We start from the raw sequence: 16423 nt of genomic DNA on the forward strand, positions 1-16423 counted from the left end.
CGGCCCGCCGCCGGGCCGCCCGGCCCGCCGTGCGCCGGCGGCCGTCGGGCACGCGCTGGGGGCTGCGGATCGGCGCCGTCACGTCCGTGCTGCTGCTGGCGGCGAGCGGCGTCGGGCACGCCATGGTCACCGGCGTGGAGAGCGGCATCGGCCGGGTGGACCCGTTCAAGGGCATGAGCAACCGTCCCGGAGGCGGCGACGGCCTGAACTTCCTGGTCGTGGGCACGGACGGGCGCGACAAGCTCACCGAGGACGAGAAGCAGAAGTACCACCTGGGCGGCGCGCCCTGTCACTGCACCGACACCCTGATGCTGGTGCATCTGTCCGCCGACCGGGACCGCGCCAGCGTCATCAGCCTGCCGCGCGACTCCTACGCCGAGGTCCCGGCGCATCTGGACGCGGTCACCAACGCCCAGCGCGCCAAGCACCCGATCAAGCTGAACGCGGCGTACGCGGAGGGCGGCCCGAACCTGACCGTGCGGACCGTCGAGCACATGACGGGGGTGCATATCGACCACTATCTGGAGGTCGACTTCACCAGCTTCATGCGCAGCGTGGACGCGGTCGGCGGGGTGGAGATCTGCACCGTACGGCGGCTGCGCGACAGCTATACGGGCCTGGATCTGCCGGTCGGCAAGTCGCGGCTCAACGGGGGCCAGGCGCTGCAGTACGTACGCTCGCGGCATATCGACCTGTCCGCCGACCTCGGCCGGATGCAGCGCCAGCAGCGTTTCCTGGCCGCCCTCATCCACAAGATCACCTCCTCCGGAGTGCTGATGAACCCGATCCGCTTCAAGGACGTCGCCGACACGATGCTGGGGTCCGTACGGGCCGACTCGGGCTTCCGAGCCAACGACCTGGTCGATCTCGGGCAGGCGATGCGCGGCTTCAGCCCGTCGTCCTCGGAGTTCACGTCCGTGCCGCTGGGCGATCTGGCCCGGCCGGTGCCGGGCGTCGGCTCGACCGTGCGGTGGGATCCGGTGCAGGCGCCGAAGCTCTTCCAGGCGATCCGTGAGGACAAGCCGATCGCGGTGCACCGGGCCCGGAAGGATCCGCGCGCCACGGTCGTGGACGTACCGCCCGGCCAGGTCCAGGTGCAGGTCAACAACGGCAGCGACCGGGCGGGGCTGGGCGCCACGGTGGCCGGGGAGCTGCATGCCACCGGCTTCGCCACCACCGCCACCCCCGGCAACTCCACCATCGGCAAGGTGACCCGCACGGTCATCGCCTACGACCCGCGCTGGGACCGCTCGGCCCGCTCGCTGGCCGCCGCACTGCCGGGCGCGCAGCTGCGGCCGGTGGCCGGGCAGGGGCCGGTGATGCAGGTGACGGTCGGCCAGGACCACAGGGCGGTGCACCGGGTACGGGCCGAGGAGCCGCCGCAGACGCCGGGCGGGATCTCGGCGATCACCGGTGACGAGGCAGTGTGCCCATGAGTGAGCGCAGCGAGGTCATCATCGAAAGGTGCGTGCCTCGCGCATGCGAGGGCGAGCGAAGCGAGGCTTCGGCATGAGTGTCCCCGCGCCTCGTCGCACCGTGTCCGGGCCGCCCGCGCGCCGCCCGGACGCGCACCACTATGCACGCCGGGTCGCGGTCGCGGTTGCCGCGATGTGCCTGGTCGTGGCCACCGCCGCCGCCGCGCCGCCGGCGCCCGCCGCGCCGACCGGCTGCGGGGATCTGGTGCGCGGTCAGCTGTGTCTGCGCGGTCCGGTGGGATCCGACGGGATGTACACCGCGACCTACCGCCGGCACGGGGCGGCGGTAGGACTCGACGCGATCACCGTGCGGCTCGGTTATCAGCGCAAGAACGCCCGGATCACCGCGTTCCCCGGCTGGTTCGGCACCCGGCGGACGCAGCGCGGCTCCGTCGAGCTGAGCGGCCGGGTGGAGATGCTCTCGGACGAATGCATCCGGGGGGTCATGGAACGCGGGCAGACGCTCTACGTCACAAAATGGAGCTGCAGTTGATGTCCGGGATGTCCTGAAAGGGGCGCATCGTGTGGCAGGTTGTGCTGGGCGTCACCCCCACCACGGTGACGCTCTTCCTCATCGCGGCGCTGGGACTGGCGGTGGCCCTCGCCCTGTGGGCCGCCCTCGCCCCCGGCAGCTGCGCGCCGCGCACCACGGCCCGGGCGCTGCTGGCCGGCTGGCTGCTGCTGCTCCTGGTGGCGACGCTCGCGCCGACCCAGCCGATCGGCTCGGGGGACGCGACGGTGTGGTGGCGGCCCGGCGAGGGGCTGTTCGAACTGGGCGCCCAGCTGGAGCCGGGGGAGCTGGCGATGCTGGTGCGACGGCAGATCGCCAATGCGGCGCTGTTCATTCCGGTGCCGCTGCTGCTGCGGTTCGCGGTGCCGCGCGCCTCGGCCGCCCTGGCGTTCCTGCTGTGTGTGGGCCTGTGCCTGGTCACCGAGACGGCACAGCTGCTGATGCGGGCCGGGCGGATCGCCGATATCGACGATGTGATGTGCGCGGCGGCCGGCGCGGCCATCGGCGCGGGGCTGGCGCTGCTCGGCCGGCTGGCGGTCGCCGTTATGCGTCGTCGAGGCCTTCCGCGGCGCGCCGTTCGCGCAGCTCCATGATCGCGCGCCGCCGGGCGAGGCGGTGCGTACGGCGGATCTGCGCCTCCTGATAGCGGCGCTTGTCCCGCTCGGTCTCCGGTATCACCGGCGGCACCCGGCGCGGCTTGCCCTGCTCGTCCACGGCGGCGAAGACGAGGTAGGCGGAGCCGACCTGCTGGGCCGGGCTGGATTCGTTCCAGCGCTCGGCCAGGACCCGTACGCCGACCTCCATCGAGGACCGGCCGGTCCAGTTGACCTGGGAGCGCACATGCACGAGATCGCCGATCCGGACCGGCTCCAGAAAGGCCATCTCGTCCATGGAGGCGGTCACGGCCGGGCCGCCGGAGTGACGCCCGGCCACCGCGCCCGCCGCGTCGTCGACCAGTTTCATGATCACGCCACCGTGCACCGTCCCGAGGAGGTTCGTGTCGCCGGCCGTCATGATGTGGCTGAGCGTGATGCGGGACGCGGAGGTGGGCTTGCCCTCAAGCTCACCCTCGGGGCTGTTGGTGACGGGTTCGGTCATGCAGCCAGCGTAAGCGGGGACCGTACGAGGTCACCGCGCGCCGTCCGTGACACAGATCTCGCCCGGCTCCCGCCCTTCCGCGCCGATCCGTGACGCAGGTCTCGCCGTGACACGGGTCTCGCGATTCCCGCCGGAAACCATCCGGAATGGTTGCTTCCATTCGCCCAGGTCGGAATGGTCACGTCCCCTTGCGGTATGCGGCGGAAGGCCGCCGTAGCTTTGCATCAGCTCTGCAACAGCCATGGCCCGATCCGGCACCCGCCCTATTGGGCAGCCCCCTGAGCCGTGCACACTTCCCCGTATGAATGAGTGGCCCAATGGGTGGTCAGGCGACCAGAGCGGTAACCGGTACGGACACGGCAGCAACAGCGCCGAGCCGGAGGGTGCGCGCGCCATGCCCCAGGTGCGGCGCGACGCAGGCCCCGGCTACCAGCGGCATGAGCCTCCGCTGCCGCCGTCGATGTCCCCGCGCAGGGGCGCGAGCGTGCCGCCGCAGCAGTCCCAGGGCTACGACGACGGCTACAACACCGGCCAGGTCTACGGCGGCGGCCGTGGTGGCGGTAACGGCTATGACGACGGTTACGGCGACGGCCGCGGCGGCCGGCCGCGCCCCCGCTGGGGCCGCCGCATCAAGTGGACGGTCATCACCGTGGTCGTGGTGCTCGCGGTCGGCTCGGTCGCCACGTACTTCTGGGCGGACGGCAAGCTCCGCCGGCAGGTCGACCTGAGCAAGGTCATCGACCGGCCCGAGGCGGGCGACGGCACGAACTACCTGATCGTGGGCTCGGACAGCCGCGAGGGCATGTCCGCCGAGGAGAAGAAGAAGCTGCACACCGGCTCCGCCGAGGGCAAGCGCACCGACTCGATGATGATCCTGCACGACGGCAGCAACGGCCCGACGCTGATATCCCTGCCGCGCGACTCGGACGTCGAGATACCGTCGTTCGTCGGCTCCGACTCCGGCAAGAAGTACCCGGGCACCGGGCGGCACACCAAGCTCAACGCGGCCTACGCCGAGGACGGCCCGGAGCTGCTGGTGCGCACCGTCGAGTACAACACCAAGCTGCACATCGACCACTACGTCGAGATCGGTTTCGCCGGCTTCGCCAACATCGTGGATGCGATCGGCGGGGTCGAGATGAACATCCCCAAGGCCTTCAAGGACAAGGACTCCGGCGCCGACTTCCCGGCCGGCAAGCAGACGCTCAACGGCCAGCAGGCGCTCGCCTTCGTCCGGACCCGGCACGCGTTCGCGACCCAGGACCTGGAGCGCACCAAGAACCAGCAGAAGTTCCTGTCCGCCCTGGCGAGCCAGACCGCCACCCCCGGCACGCTCCTCAACCCGTTCAAGCTCTACCCGACGATGGGCGCCGGCCTGGACACGCTCATCGTCGACAAGGACATGGGCCTGTGGGACCTGGGCCAGATGTTCTTCGCGATGAAGGGCGTCACGGGCGGCGAGGGCAAGTCGTTGAACATGCCGGTCTCCGGCAGCAGCGGCGGCAACCTGCTCTGGGACAAGGCCAAGCTCCAGCAGCTGGTCCAGCAGCTGAAGAACGACGAGAAGGTCACGGTCTCCGGCAACTGACGGGCGGCCCGACAAAAGACCTGACAGATGAAGCGGCCTGACAGAGGAGGGGCCCCGAACCGCAGTGGCGGTCCGGGGCCCCTCCTCTGTACCTGTGCCCTGCCTACTGCGGCAGGTTGCGCGCCATCACGATCCGCTGGACCTGGTTGGTGCCCTCGTAGATCTGGGTGATCTTGGCGTCCCGCATCATCCGCTCGACCGGGTAGTCACGGGTGTAGCCGTAGCCGCCGAGCAGCTGGACGGCGTCCGTGGTGATCTCCATGGCCGCGTCGGAGGCGTAGCACTTGGCCGCCGCGCCGAAGAACGTCAGGTCCTCGCCCTTGCCGCCGGCCGATATCCGCTCGGACCGGGCCGCCGCGGCGTAGGTCAGCTGACGGGCCGCCTCCACCTTCATGGCCATGTCGGCGAGCATGAACTGCACGCCCTGGAAGTCGCCGATCGGCTTGCCGAACTGCTTGCGCTCCTGGACATAGCCCTTGGCGTAGTCCAGGGCGCCCTGGGCGATGCCGAGCGCCTGGGCCGCGATGGTGATGCGGGTGTGGTCCAGGGTCTTCATGGCGGTGGCGAAGCCGGTGCCCTCGGCGCCGATGAGGCGGTCCGCGGGGATCCGGACGTTGTCGAGGTAGACCTCGCGGGTCGGGGAGCCCTTGATGCCGAGCTTCTTCTCCGGGGCGCCGAAGGAGACGCCCTCGTCGCCCTTCTCGACGACGAACGCCGAGATGCCCTTGGAGCGCTTCTCGGGGTCGGTGACGGCCATCACCGTGTAGTACTCGCTGACGCCGGCGTTGGTGATCCAGCGCTTGACGCCGTTGAGGATGTAGTGGTCGCCGTCGCGGACGGCCTTGGTCTTCATGCCGGCCGCGTCGGAACCGGCGTCCGGCTCGCTCAGGCAGTACGAGAACATTCCGTCGCCCTTGGCGAGCGGGCCCAGGTACTTCTTCTTCAGCTCCTCGGAGCCGGAGAGGATCACCGGGAGGGAGCCGAGCTTGTTGACGGCCGGGATCAGGGAGGAGGACGCGCAGACGCGGGCCACCTCCTCGATGACGATGACGGTCGCCAGCGCGTCGGCGCCGGCACCGCCGTAGCCCTCCGGTACGTGGACCGCGTGCAGGTCGTTGGCGACCAGCGCGTCGAGCGCCTCCTGCGGGAAGCGGGCCTCCTCGTCCACCGCGGCGGCGAACGGCCCGATCTTCGCCTCGGCGAGCGAGCGCACCGACTCGCGGAGCATGTCGTGCTCCTCGGACGGCCGGTACAGATCGAAATCAGCGGTTCCCGCCACGGCTTCCCACTCCCCTGTGAGCTGTCGGCAGTGCTAACTACCGTTAAGTAACCCGTTATCTCTCCGGATTCTAGGTGCCGACCCCGGCCCGCGGATACGTGAGGTTGCCGACAGTTACGGGGCTGCGCGTGCCACGGCTGGAGTAGGGCGTGGCGGCCGCGACTATGCTCGGTCAGCGCCGTTTTCCCCTTGTACGTGTCTGGAGCATCGATGGCCCTCAAGATCACCGTGATCGGCACCGGCTACCTCGGCGCCACCCACGCCGCGGCCATGGCCGAGCTGGGCTTCGAGGTGCTGGGGCTCGATGTGGTGCCCGAGAAGATCGAGATGCTGCAGCGGGGCGAGGTCCCGATGTACGAGCCCGGCCTGGAGGAGCTGCTGCGCCGCCATGTCGCCGGGATCGAGGGGTCCAGCGGCCGGCTGCGCTTCACCACCTCCTACGAGGAGGCCGGGGCCTTCGGCGATGTGCACTTCGTCTGTGTGAACACCCCGCAGAAGCACGGTGAGTACGCCTGCGACATGTCGTACGTGGACAGCGCCTTCGACTCGCTGGCACCGCATCTGACCCGGCCCACACTCGTGGTCGGCAAGTCGACGGTGCCGGTGGGCAGCGCGGCCCGGCTCGCCGAGCGGCTGGCGGCCGGCGCCCCGGCCGGCGCGGCAGCCGAGCTGGCCTGGAACCCGGAGTTCCTGCGCGAGGGGTTCGCGGTGCAGGACACCCTGCACCCGGACCGGATCGTCGTCGGTGTGGCCGGCGAGCGGGCCGAGGAGCTGCTGCGCGAGGTGTACGCCACACCGATCGCCGGGGGCTCGCCGTTCATCGTCATGGACTACCCGACGTCCGAGCTGGTGAAGACCTCCGCCAACTCCTTCCTGGCGACGAAGATCTCCTTCATCAATGCCATGGCGGAGGTGTGCGAGGCGGCCGACGGCGATGTGGTGAAGCTGGCCGAGGCCATCGGGCACGACGAGCGGATCGGCAAGAAGTTCCTGCGGGCCGGCATCGGCTTCGGCGGCGGCTGCCTGCCCAAGGACCTGCGGGCCTTCATGGCGCGCGCCGGTGAGCTGGGCGCCGACCAGGCGCTGACCTTCCTGCGCGAGATCGACTCGATCAATATGCGGCGCCGCGGCCACATGGTCGAGCTGACCCGTAACGCGGTCGGCGGCGGTTTCCTCGGCAAGCGGGTCGCCGTCCTCGGTGCGACCTTCAAGCCGGACTCGGACGACGTACGCGACTCCCCCGCGCTCAATGTCGCGGGCCAGATCCACCTCCAGGGCGGCCAGGTCACCGTCTACGACCCGAAGGGCATGGACAACGCCCGCCGGATCTTCCCGACGCTGGGGTACGCCGACAGCGCGCTGGAGGCGGTGCGCGGCGCGGATGCGGTGCTGCATCTGACGGAGTGGCGCGAGTTCCGCGAGCTGGACCCGGCCGCCCTCGGTGACGTGGTCGCCGAGCGCCGCATCCTGGACGGCCGCAACGCCCTGGACCCGGAGCTGTGGCGCAAGGCCGGCTGGACGTATCGCGCGCTGGGCCGCCCGCAGGCGTAGTGGTTGGTGCCCCACGTTGTCGGCTTTCCTGCCGTGGTGGCTTGTCGCCGTTGCGGGAAAGCCGACAACGTGGGACGGCGACATGGCAAGGTAACGGCATGAGTCTGATTTCGCTCGGCGTCGTCGCACTGGACTGTCCCGACCCACAGGCGCTCGCCGGCTTCTATGCCGAGGTGCTCGGCTGGCGGGTCGAGGACAACGGTGACGGCGACTGGGTCGAGGTCGCCGGACCGGACGGCCGTGCCCTCGCCTTCCAGCAGGTGGCGGACTACCGGCCGCCGCAGTGGCCGGGCCAGGACGTCCCGCAGCAGCTGCACCTCGACTTCGACGTGGCGAGCGCGCAGATCGACGAGGCCGAGCGCAAGGTCGTCGCGCTGGGCGCCAAGCTCGTCCAACACGACGAAGGGGTGCGCGACTTCCGGGTCTATCTCGACCCGGTCGGGCACCCCTTCTGCCTTTGCCTGAAATAACCGACGGACGTCAGCCGTCCAGCTGCTCGATCGTCGCGTGGGACGGGCCGCGCCGCTGCTGCTCGGTCCGCGCCGCGTCCTCGGCGGCGCGCAGCACACGTACCGCGTTCTGCCAGGTGAGCTTGGCCAGCTCGGCCTCGGACCACTTGCGGTCCAGCAGCTCGGCGATCAGATTCGGGTAGCCGGCGACATCGGCCAGATCGTCCGGGGTGAAGGCGGTGCCGTCGAAGTCGCCGCCGATGCCGATGTGGTCGATGCCGGCGACCTCACGCATATGGTCGAGATGGTCGGCGACGGTGGCCGCGGTGGCCTTCGGGCGCGGGTGGGCGGCTTCGAAGGCTCGCTGGACCGCCATCCCCTCCGCGGTGGTGTCGAGGTGGTGCAGCCCGTGCGCCCGCATGTTCTCGTCGGCGCGCAGCGTCCACTCGACGGCGGCCGGCAGCACGAACTTCGGCACGAAGGTGGCCATCGCGACACCGCCGTTGGCCGGCAGCTGGGCGAGGACGTCGTCCGGGATGTTGCGCGGATGGTCGCAGACGGCGCGCGCGGAGGAGTGCGAGAAGATCACCGGTGCGGTGCTGACGCGCAGCGCGTCGCGCATGGTGTCGGCCGAGACGTGCGAGAGGTCGACGAGCATCCCGCAGCGGTTCATCTCGCGGACGACCTCTTCGCCGAAGGCCGACAGACCGTTGTGGCGCGGCTCGTCGGTCGCGGAGTCCGCCCAGGCGATGGTGTTGTTGTGGGTGAGCGTCATATAGCGGACGCCGAGCTGGTGCAGCGCGCGCAGGGTGGCCAGCGAGTTGTTGATGGAGTGGCCGCCCTCGGCGCCCATGAGGGACGCGATCCGGCCTTCGGCGCGGGCCGTCTCCATGTCGTCGGCGGTGTGCGCCAGGCGCAGCTCGTCCGGGTAGCGGGCGACCAACTGCCGCACCACATCGATCTGTTCGAGAGTGGCGCTGACCGCCGTGTCGCCCGCGTAGTCGGCGCGTACGTAGACGGACCAGAACTGCGCGCCGACGCCGCCGGCCCGCAGCCGCGGCAGGTCGGTGTGGAGGTTCGCGGACTGGTCGGCGGCGATATCGCGCCGGTCGAGGTCGTAGCGGACCTGCTCGCGCAGCGCCCAGGGCAGGTCGTTGTGGCCGTCGACGACGGGCCAGCGGGCGAGCAGATCCCGTGCGGCGTCCTGGGAGGGGCTCACTTGCCGACCCCGAAGCCGAAGCCGTTCGGGGTCGAGACCTTGTTGCGCAGCCGCTTGCCCTTCTCGGTGGCCTGCTCGTTGAGCTCCTGCTGGAACTCCCGCATCCGGCCGAGGAGTTCGGCGTCCGTGGTGGCGAGGATCCGGGCGGCGAGCAGCCCGGCGTTACGGGCCCCGCCGACCGAGACGGTGGCGACCGGCACACCGGCCGGCATCTGGACGATGGACAGCAGCGAGTCCATCCCGTCGAGGTACTTCAGCGGGACGGGGACGCCGATGACCGGCAGCGGGGTGACGGAGGCGAGCATCCCGGGGAGGTGGGCCGCGCCGCCGGCGCCGGCGATGATCGCCTTGAGGCCGCGCTCGGCCGCCTGCTCGCCGTACGCGATCATCTCGCGCGGCATCCGGTGGGCCGAGACGACATCGACCTCGAAGCGGATCTCGAACTCGGCGAGGGCCTGGGCGGCGGCCTCCATGACGGGCCAGTCGGAGTCGGAGCCCATGACGATGCCGATGAGCGGGGCGCCGGCCGCCGCGGGGGAGCTGGAAGTCATTCGGTGATCGTTCCTCGCAGATAGCCGGCGGCGTGCGCGGCGCGCTCACGCACGTCGGCCAGGTCGTCGCCGTAGGTGTTGACGTGTCCGACCTTACGGCCGGGCTTCACGTCCTTCCCGTACATATGGATCTTCAGCTGCGGGTCCCGCGCCATGCAATGGAGGTACGCGTAATACATGTCGGGATAGTCGCCGCCGAGAACGTTGGCCATGACCGTCCAGCGGGCGCGCGGGCGGGGATCGCCGAGCGGGAGGTCGAGCACGGCACGGACGTGGTTGGCGAACTGCGAGGTGATCGCGCCGTCCTGGGTCCAGTGGCCGGAGTTGTGCGGGCGCATCGCGAGCTCGTTGACCAGGATGCGACGGGCGCCATCGGGAGCGACGGCCTCGAAGAGCTCGACGGCCAGGTGGCCGACGACGTTCAGCTCCTTGGCGATGCGCAGCGCCAGCTCCTGGGCCTGGCCGGCCAGCTCGGGGTCGAGATCGGGCGCCGGCGCGATCACGGTGTCACAGACGCCGTCGACCTGGATGGACTCCACGACCGGGTAGGCGACGGCCTGGCCGTGCGGGGAGCGGACGATGTTGGCCGCCAGCTCGCGGACGAAATCGACCTTTTCCTCCGCCAGGACGGGCACTCCGGCACGGAACGGCTCCTCGGCCTCCTTGGAGGATCGCACGACCCAGACGCCCTTGCCGTCATAGCCCCCGCGGACGGTCTTGAGGATCACCGGGAACCCTTCGCCCTCGGCCGCGAACCGCTCGACGTCGGCCGGGTCGGAGACGAGGCGATGACGCGGGCACGGGACGCCGATCGCGTCCAGCTTCGCCCGCATCACCCCCTTGTCCTGGGCGTGCACCAGCGCGTCGGGGCCGGGCCGCACGGGGATGCCGTCGGCCTCCAGCGCACGCAAGTGCTCGGTGGGAACGTGCTCGTGATCGAACGTGATCACATCGCAGCCACGGGCGAAGGCACGCAGCGTCTCCAGGTCGCGGTAGTCGCCGATGACGACATCGCTGACCACCTGGGCCGCCGAATCCTGCGGGGTGTCGCTGAGGAGCTTGAATTTGATGCCGAGGGGGATACCCGCCTCGTGGGTCATACGGGCGAGCTGACCGCCGCCGACCATGCCGACTACCGGGAACGTCACGCCCCCCAGGGTATCCGCACGGCGCCGCTGCCCCGACCCCGGCTTGGATGATCCTCCGAGTTCGCGCGTTCGAAGATCGCCGGTTCAAGATCGACATGGGCCATTACCCTCGGGCCAGGGGGCGTGGGCCCGGCGCCCGGTCCGGGCCCGGCGAAGGGGAGGCCCGATGGAGAACAGTGGCATAGCGAAGGGCTCCAGGACGCTGGTGATCGTCGTCGCGATCGCCGCGCTGCTGATAGCCCTGCACTCCGTTTTCAGCCAGCTGTCCGCGCCGAAGGTCTATGGCGCGGACGACACCGAGATCGCGGTCTTTGCCGGTGACCGCTTCAGCGTGAAGGTCGCCGACTCCCCCGCCGACGGCTACCGCTGGATCATCGCCGAGCCCCGCCCCGACCCGGCCGTCCTCAAGGCCGCCGGCGGGCGCGAGGTCCCCGACGGTGCACCACCGTCCGGCTCCGGCGCCGCCCGCTATCTCGACTTCGAGGCGGTCCACCCGGGCCGTACGGACTTACGTCTGCTGCGCTGCCGGCGCTGCGGCACCGGCGCCGCCGACGAGGCGGGCGCCCGCAGCCTCAACTTCCGTGTCACGGTCGGCTGACGGGCGCCGTTGGCCGGGTTTGCGCACGGAGTCGACAGGCGGCGGGCACCGCCATCCGGCCGTGGATAGCATGAGGGGGCGGACCAGAGTTGACGGCCGCGCACACCGCCCACGACGGGGAGCTGATCGATCACCATGAGTGAACGGAGCGCACTGCGGTCGAGGCTGGAGGCGCTCACTCGGGAAGTCGTGAAGTTCGGCGCCGTCGGCGGCGCGGGTGTCGTGGTCAACTTCGTGGTGTTCAACCTCGTACGGCATCTGACCGAGGTGCCCGTGGTCCGGGCCAGCATCATCGCGACGGTCGTGGCGACCGGTACCAACTACCTCGGCTACCGCTACTTCACCTACCGCGACCGCGACAAGCAGGGCCGCACCAAGGAGCTGACGCTCTTCCTGCTGTTCAGCGCGATCGGCCTGGTGATCGAGAACGGCCTGCTCTACGTCGCGACGTACGGGTTCCACTGGGACACCCCGTTGCAGAGCAACGTCTTCAAGTTCGTCGGCATCGCCGTCGCCACGCTCTTCCGCTTCTGGTCCTACCGCACCTGGGTCTTCCGTGCGCTGCCCGCGCGCAAGGCGATAGAGACCGCGGAGTCCTTCCTGGCCGACGGCTCACAGCGGCCGCGCAGCACCACCCGCAAGTAGCGGCGCCGGGCCGCGCAGGCCTCACTCCTCGGCGGGCCCCGCCTCCCGCGCCAGGAACAGCGCGAAGACCGGCGGATGCTGCTGGAGCAGCTCCAGCCGCCCGCCGTCCGCCTCCGCCAGATCACGCGCCACGGCGAGCCCCAGCCCCGTGGAGTTACGGCCCGAGACGGTCCGCTCGAAGACCCGGGAGCCGAGGTCCGGCGGGACCCCGGGCCCGGCGTCGGTGACCTCGACGACGGCCTGGTTGCCGGTGACGCGGGTACGCAGCGCGACCGTTCCGTCGCCGTGCATCAGCGAATTCTCGATGAGGGTGGCCATCACCTGGGCCACCGCGCCCGGTGTGCCGACGGCCCGCAGCCCCTTCTTTCCGGAGCGGACGATGGCCCGCCCCGCGCTGCGGTAGGCCGGCCGCCACTCCTCGATCTGCTGCTTGACGACCTCGTCCAGGTCGAAGGCGACCGCGGAGCCGCTGCGTGGATCCCGCGAATTGGTCAGCAGCCGCTGGACGACATCCGTCAGCCGCTCCACCTGCGCCAGCGCGATGGTGGCCTCTTCCTTCACGGTCTCCGGGTCGTCGGTGAGGGTGATCTCCTCCAGCCGCATGGACAGCGCGGTCAGCGGCGTACGCAGCTGATGGGAGGCGTCCGCGGCGAGCCGCCGCTCGGCGGTCAGCATCCGGGCGATCCGCTCGGCGCTGGCGTCCAGCACATCGGCGACCCGGTCCAGCTCCTGGACACCGTAGCGGCGGTGGCGCGGGCGCGGGTCGCCGGAGCCGAGCCGCTCGGCGGTCTCGGCGAGATCGGTGAGCGGCGCGGTCAGCCGGCGGCCCTGGCGGACGGCCAGGATGACGGCCGCGACGATCGCCAGCAGCGCCACGGCCAGAATGACCAGCAGCGTCCGGCCGATCTCCGAACTGACCATGGAGCGGGACTCCTGGACGGTGACGGACTCACCGCGGTCGCCCCGCGCCTCCGACTCGATGACATCGCCCGAGGGACGCTTCCCGATCTCGATCGGCGCCTTGCCGGGCACCTTGATCCGGGCGTACCTCTTGGCGGTAATCTGCTCGGAGAGGATCTCCGGCGTGATCTTCTCGCCGCTGCCCAGCCGGCTCTCGACGATCCCCACGAGCCGGACCGCCTCGGACGCCACGCTTTCCTGCGCACCGGTCTGGATCGTGCGGGTCTCGACGATGACGAGCGAGACACCGAAGACGGCGATCACGACGAGCACCACGGCGAGCGTGGAGTTGATCAGGCGGCGGCGCACGGGCTGCTGGCTCTTTTCAGCTTTTTTCGAAGCGGAAGCCGACACCGCGGACGGTGGCGATGTAGCGGGGGTTGGCGGCGTCGTCCCCGAGCTTCTTGCGCAGCCAGGAGATATGCATGTCGAGGGTCTTCGTGGAGGACCACCACGTGGTGTCCCAGACCTCGCGCATCAGCTGGTCGCGGGTGACGACCCGGCCGGCGTCCCGCACCAGGACCCGCAGCAGATCGAATTCCTTCGCCGTGAGCTGGAGTTCCTCCTCGCCCATCCACGCGCGGTGCGACTCGACATCGATCCGCACGCCGTGGGTGGCCGGCGGCTGCTGGGGCTCGGCGGTGGAACCGCGGCGCAGCAGGGCCCGTACACGGGCGAGGAGTTCGGCGAGCCGGAAGGGCTTGGTGACGTAGTCGTCGGCGCCGGCGTCCAGGCCGACGACGGTGTCCACCTCGTCGGCGCGGGCGGTCAGCACCAGGATGGGGAAGGAATGGCCTTCGTTGCGCAGCCGGCGGGCGACCTCCAGGCCGTCCATGCCGGGCAGCCCCAGATCCAGGACGACGAGGTCGATATTGCCCTGGAGACCGGCGTCGAGCGCCGTCGGGCCGTCCTCGCGCACCTCGACTTCGTAACCCTCGCGGCGCAGTGCGCGGGCGAGCGGCTCCGAGATGGACGCGTCATCCTCGGCGAGCAGTACACGGGTCATGGCCCGATGGTAGTCCGATGTATCGGGGCCGAGGGGGCGGACCAGCGCGGATGGCCGACGGCGGACCGTTCCTGCACCGGTACGGCCGTGAGCTGCGCGAGTCCATGGGCGCGCGCGAGGGCGCGCGGTCGTCCGCGGGGGCGCCCGCGGTTCCCTGCACCGGTGTGAGCGTTCTCTCACGGGCCCCAACGGTGACGGAACCAGACGTATGGTGGCGGGACGTCCATCGCACCATCCCGGGGACCGTGACTCTCAACTGAGGTCAGCGGTCCCCCGTTGTGTGCGGGGCTGGAACCCCCAGTCCTGATACACAGTGAACGACCTGTCGACCGGATCCACCGCGCTAGTAGCAACGGGGGGCGTGGATCCCGGTGGAGGACCGTCCTGCCGGCACCCCTTCAGGTGGTGTCGAACCCCCCGGACGTGGGGGCGGGCAGGTCCACGCCGGTGCCGGTCATCCCCCACCGGGCGCGTAACGGCCTTCGAACGCGTCCCGAGCAGCAAGGAAGCACCATGGCGTCCAGCCTGACGAAGGACGCGGCCCAGCAGGGGAACCCTGTAGACGGCGGCAAGACCTTCTTCGGCCACCCCCGCGGACTGGCCACTCTCTTCATGACCGAGATGTGGGAGCGCTTCAGCTTCTACGGCATGCGGGCCCTGCTCGTGGTCTACCTGATCTCCGGCGGCGCGGACGCCGAAAAGGGAGCTCAGGGCGGCGGTCTGGCCATGAATCTGACCACCGCGTCGGCCATCTACGCCGTCTACCTGGCGATGGTCTACCTCCTCGCCCTCCCCGGCGGCTGGTTCGGCGACCGGGTCTGGGGACCGCGGAAGACGGTGGCCATCTCGGCCGGCGTCATCATGGCCGGCCACTTGGCGCTGGCCGTACCGGGCCAGGCGATGTTCTTTGTCGGTCTGGGGCTGGTCGCGGCGGGCTCGGGTCTGCTGAAGGCCAACATCTCGACCATGGTCGGCCACCTCTACGACGGTCCGCAGGACCCGCGTCGGGACGGCGGCTTCACCATCTTCTACATGGGCATCAACCTCGGTGCCTTCGCCGCGCCGCTGGTCATCGGCACCGTCGGCCAGAGCGTCAACTGGCACCTGGGCTTCGCGCTCGCGGCGCTCGGTATGGCCCTGGGCCTGGTCCAGTTCCTGATCGGCACCCGCCACCTCAACCCGCAGTCCAGCGTCGTTCCGACCCCGCTGCGGGCCGAGGAGCGCACCATGTGGCTGCGCAAGGGCCTGATCTGGCTCGCCGTCGCCGTGGTCTTCTACGGCGCGGTCGTGCTGACCGGTCACTTCACGCTGAACTGGGCGCTGGTCCCGATCACCCTGCTCGGCCTGATCATCCCGATCACCGTGCTGGCGCGGATCAAGCGCGACAAGGAGCTCAGCGCCACCGAGCAGACCAAGGTCAGCGGCTACATCTGGTTCTTCGTGGCCGCCGCGGTGTTCTGGATGATCTACGACCAGGGCGGCTCGACGATGTCCGCCTTCGCCGAGAAGAACACCGCCGGCGAGGTCTTCGGACTCAGCTTCCCGTCCTCCTGGTTCCAGTCCGTGAACCCGCTGTGGGTCATGGCGATGGCGCCGGTCTTCGCCTGGCTGTGGCTGTGGCTGGCGCGCTCGAACCGCGAGCCCAGCACCACGGTGAAGTTCGCGATGGCGATGTTCCTCATCGGCGCCTCGTTCTTCGTCTTCATCGTCCCGATGATGATGTCCTCGGACGGCACGAAGGTCAGCCCGATGTGGCTGATCTCGATCTACATGATCCAGACCATCGGTGAGCTGTGCCTGTCCCCGGTCGGCCTGTCGGTGACCACCAAGATGGCGCCGCGGAAGTACGCCAGCCAGATGCTGGGCGTCTGGTTCCTCGCCGTCACCGCGGGTGACTGCCTCACGGGTCTGCTGTCCATCGGCGGCGTGGACCTGAGCGGTACCACCATGCTGGGCATCGAGGCCGCGCTCGCGGTGCTGGCCGGCTTCGCGGTGTGGTCCTACCGCCGGAAGATCGTGGCGCTCATGGGCGACGTTCGCTGACGCCTGCGCACCAGGAAGGGCCCGGCACACGGTTGTGTGCCGGGCCCTTCCGTATGCGGTGGGGCGGACGGATGGCCGTCAGCGGCGCAGCCGCCGCCACGGGGTGAAGGTGAAGACCGCGCCGCCGAGCAGGATGACCGTGCCCGCGACCAGGCCGAGCGCGGTCAGCGCGCCGTGGTCACCGGCGCCGGTCTCGGCGAGGCCGCCGCTGCCGCCCGCGACGCTGGCCGGTCCCGCCGCGCCGCCACCATGAGGAAGACCGCAGAAAAAAGCTGAGGAAAACCGCACCTCCGGCGGGGAGA

General features: G+C 70.3%; 16 protein-coding genes and 1 pseudogene. 9 read left to right on the top strand and 8 right to left on the bottom strand.

The features are described from left to right. From DY245_RS38650 to DY245_RS38660, 3 genes are all read left to right on the top strand, one after another. Window positions 1-1436: LCP family protein (locus DY245_RS38650; RefSeq protein WP_483409839.1), on the top strand; the 1436-nt coding region annotated here is incomplete at its 5' end. Between the two features lie 100 nt (window positions 1437-1536). Further along, window positions 1537-1968 carry a hypothetical protein gene (locus tag DY245_RS38655; RefSeq protein ID WP_244943527.1) on the top strand — a complete coding sequence of 144 codons (432 nt, stop codon included), beginning with the start codon at window positions 1537-1539 and terminating at the stop codon, window positions 1966-1968. A 29-nt stretch (window positions 1969-1997) separates the two neighbouring features. Continuing rightward, complete coding sequence (locus DY245_RS38660) at window positions 1998-2579, top strand: VanZ family protein (RefSeq protein ID WP_128511781.1); 582 nt, start codon at window positions 1998-2000, stop codon at window positions 2577-2579. Here DY245_RS38660 and DY245_RS38665 read toward each other — a convergent pair. After that, the gene (locus tag DY245_RS38665) at window positions 2530-3084 is read right to left on the bottom strand and encodes an acyl-CoA thioesterase (RefSeq protein ID WP_128511782.1); all 555 of its coding nucleotides are present in this window, start codon (window positions 3082-3084) and stop codon (window positions 2530-2532) included. The two genes, DY245_RS38660 and DY245_RS38665, sit on opposite strands and share 50 nt — an antisense overlap. Before the next feature lie 301 nt (window positions 3085-3385). Here DY245_RS38665 and DY245_RS38670 point away from each other — a divergent pair, with 301 nt between their 5' ends. Further along, window positions 3386-4672, top strand: coding sequence for an LCP family protein (locus DY245_RS38670; RefSeq protein WP_128511783.1), 1287 nt, complete (start codon window positions 3386-3388; stop codon window positions 4670-4672). A 103-nt stretch (window positions 4673-4775) separates the two neighbouring features. Here DY245_RS38670 and DY245_RS38675 read toward each other — a convergent pair whose 3' ends face one another. Next, the gene (locus tag DY245_RS38675; protein WP_128511784.1) at window positions 4776-5951 is read right to left on the bottom strand and encodes an acyl-CoA dehydrogenase family protein; all 1176 of its coding nucleotides are present in this window, start codon (window positions 5949-5951) and stop codon (window positions 4776-4778) included. A 210-nt stretch (window positions 5952-6161) separates the two neighbouring features. Between DY245_RS38675 and DY245_RS38680 the strand changes: the two genes are divergently transcribed. Next, window positions 6162-7502, top strand: a complete 1341-nt coding sequence (locus tag DY245_RS38680; protein WP_128511785.1) for a UDP-glucose dehydrogenase family protein — start codon at window positions 6162-6164, stop codon at window positions 7500-7502. A gap of 98 nt (window positions 7503-7600) precedes the next feature. Then, window positions 7601-7972: a VOC family protein gene (locus tag DY245_RS38685; protein ID WP_128511786.1), complete on the top strand. Its 372-nt coding sequence runs from the start codon at window positions 7601-7603 to the stop codon at window positions 7970-7972. A gap of 10 nt (window positions 7973-7982) precedes the next feature. Here DY245_RS38685 and DY245_RS38690 read toward each other — a convergent pair whose 3' ends face one another. Genes DY245_RS38690 through DY245_RS38700 form a run of 3 tightly spaced genes read right to left on the bottom strand, consistent with a single transcriptional unit; the run spans window position 7983 to window position 10869 of the window. Beyond that, entirely contained in the window at window positions 7983-9170 is a 1188-nt protein-coding gene (locus DY245_RS38690) for a dipeptidase (RefSeq protein ID WP_128511787.1), read from the bottom strand. Further along, window positions 9167-9670 (bottom strand): 5-(carboxyamino)imidazole ribonucleotide mutase, encoded by a 504-nt coding sequence (gene purE, locus DY245_RS38695; RefSeq protein ID WP_128511794.1) that lies wholly within the window; start codon window positions 9668-9670, stop codon window positions 9167-9169. Before purE ends, DY245_RS38690 begins: the two co-directional genes overlap by 4 nt. Before the next feature lie 47 nt (window positions 9671-9717). Beyond that, complete coding sequence (locus DY245_RS38700; protein WP_128511788.1) at window positions 9718-10869, bottom strand: 5-(carboxyamino)imidazole ribonucleotide synthase; 1152 nt, start codon at window positions 10867-10869, stop codon at window positions 9718-9720. 166 nt (window positions 10870-11035) lie between these two features. Between DY245_RS38700 and DY245_RS38705 the strand changes: the two genes are divergently transcribed. Both DY245_RS38705 and DY245_RS38710 read left to right on the top strand, forming a co-directional pair. Beyond that, window positions 11036-11467: a protease inhibitor I42 family protein gene (locus tag DY245_RS38705; protein ID WP_244943529.1), complete on the top strand. Its 432-nt coding sequence runs from the start codon at window positions 11036-11038 to the stop codon at window positions 11465-11467. Window positions 11468-11602: 135 nt separating this feature from the next. Then, a complete protein-coding gene (locus DY245_RS38710) occupies window positions 11603-12112 on the top strand; it encodes a GtrA family protein (protein WP_128511789.1) in 510 nt (169 codons plus the stop codon). 21 nt (window positions 12113-12133) lie between these two features. On the opposite strand, the gene DY245_RS38715 is transcribed toward DY245_RS38710, so the two are convergent. Both DY245_RS38715 and DY245_RS38720 read right to left on the bottom strand, forming a co-directional pair. Then, a complete protein-coding gene (locus DY245_RS38715) occupies window positions 12134-13381 on the bottom strand; it encodes an ATP-binding protein (protein WP_128511790.1) in 1248 nt (415 codons plus the stop codon). A 16-nt stretch (window positions 13382-13397) separates the two neighbouring features. Continuing rightward, window positions 13398-14078, bottom strand: a complete 681-nt coding sequence (locus tag DY245_RS38720; protein WP_033266590.1) for a response regulator transcription factor — start codon at window positions 14076-14078, stop codon at window positions 13398-13400. A 513-nt stretch (window positions 14079-14591) separates the two neighbouring features. Between DY245_RS38720 and DY245_RS38725 the strand changes: the two genes are divergently transcribed. Next, entirely contained in the window at window positions 14592-16121 is a 1530-nt protein-coding gene (locus tag DY245_RS38725; protein WP_128511791.1) for a peptide MFS transporter, read from the top strand. Window positions 16122-16199: 78 nt separating this feature from the next. Here DY245_RS38725 and DY245_RS38730 read toward each other — a convergent pair. Next, window positions 16200-16423 (bottom strand): annotated as a pseudogene (locus DY245_RS38730) (hypothetical protein); the annotation flags it as partial.

The organism is Streptomyces inhibens (genome assembly GCF_003389455.1).
In the GTDB taxonomy this organism is placed as follows: domain Bacteria; phylum Actinomycetota; class Actinomycetes; order Streptomycetales; family Streptomycetaceae; genus Streptomyces; species Streptomyces inhibens.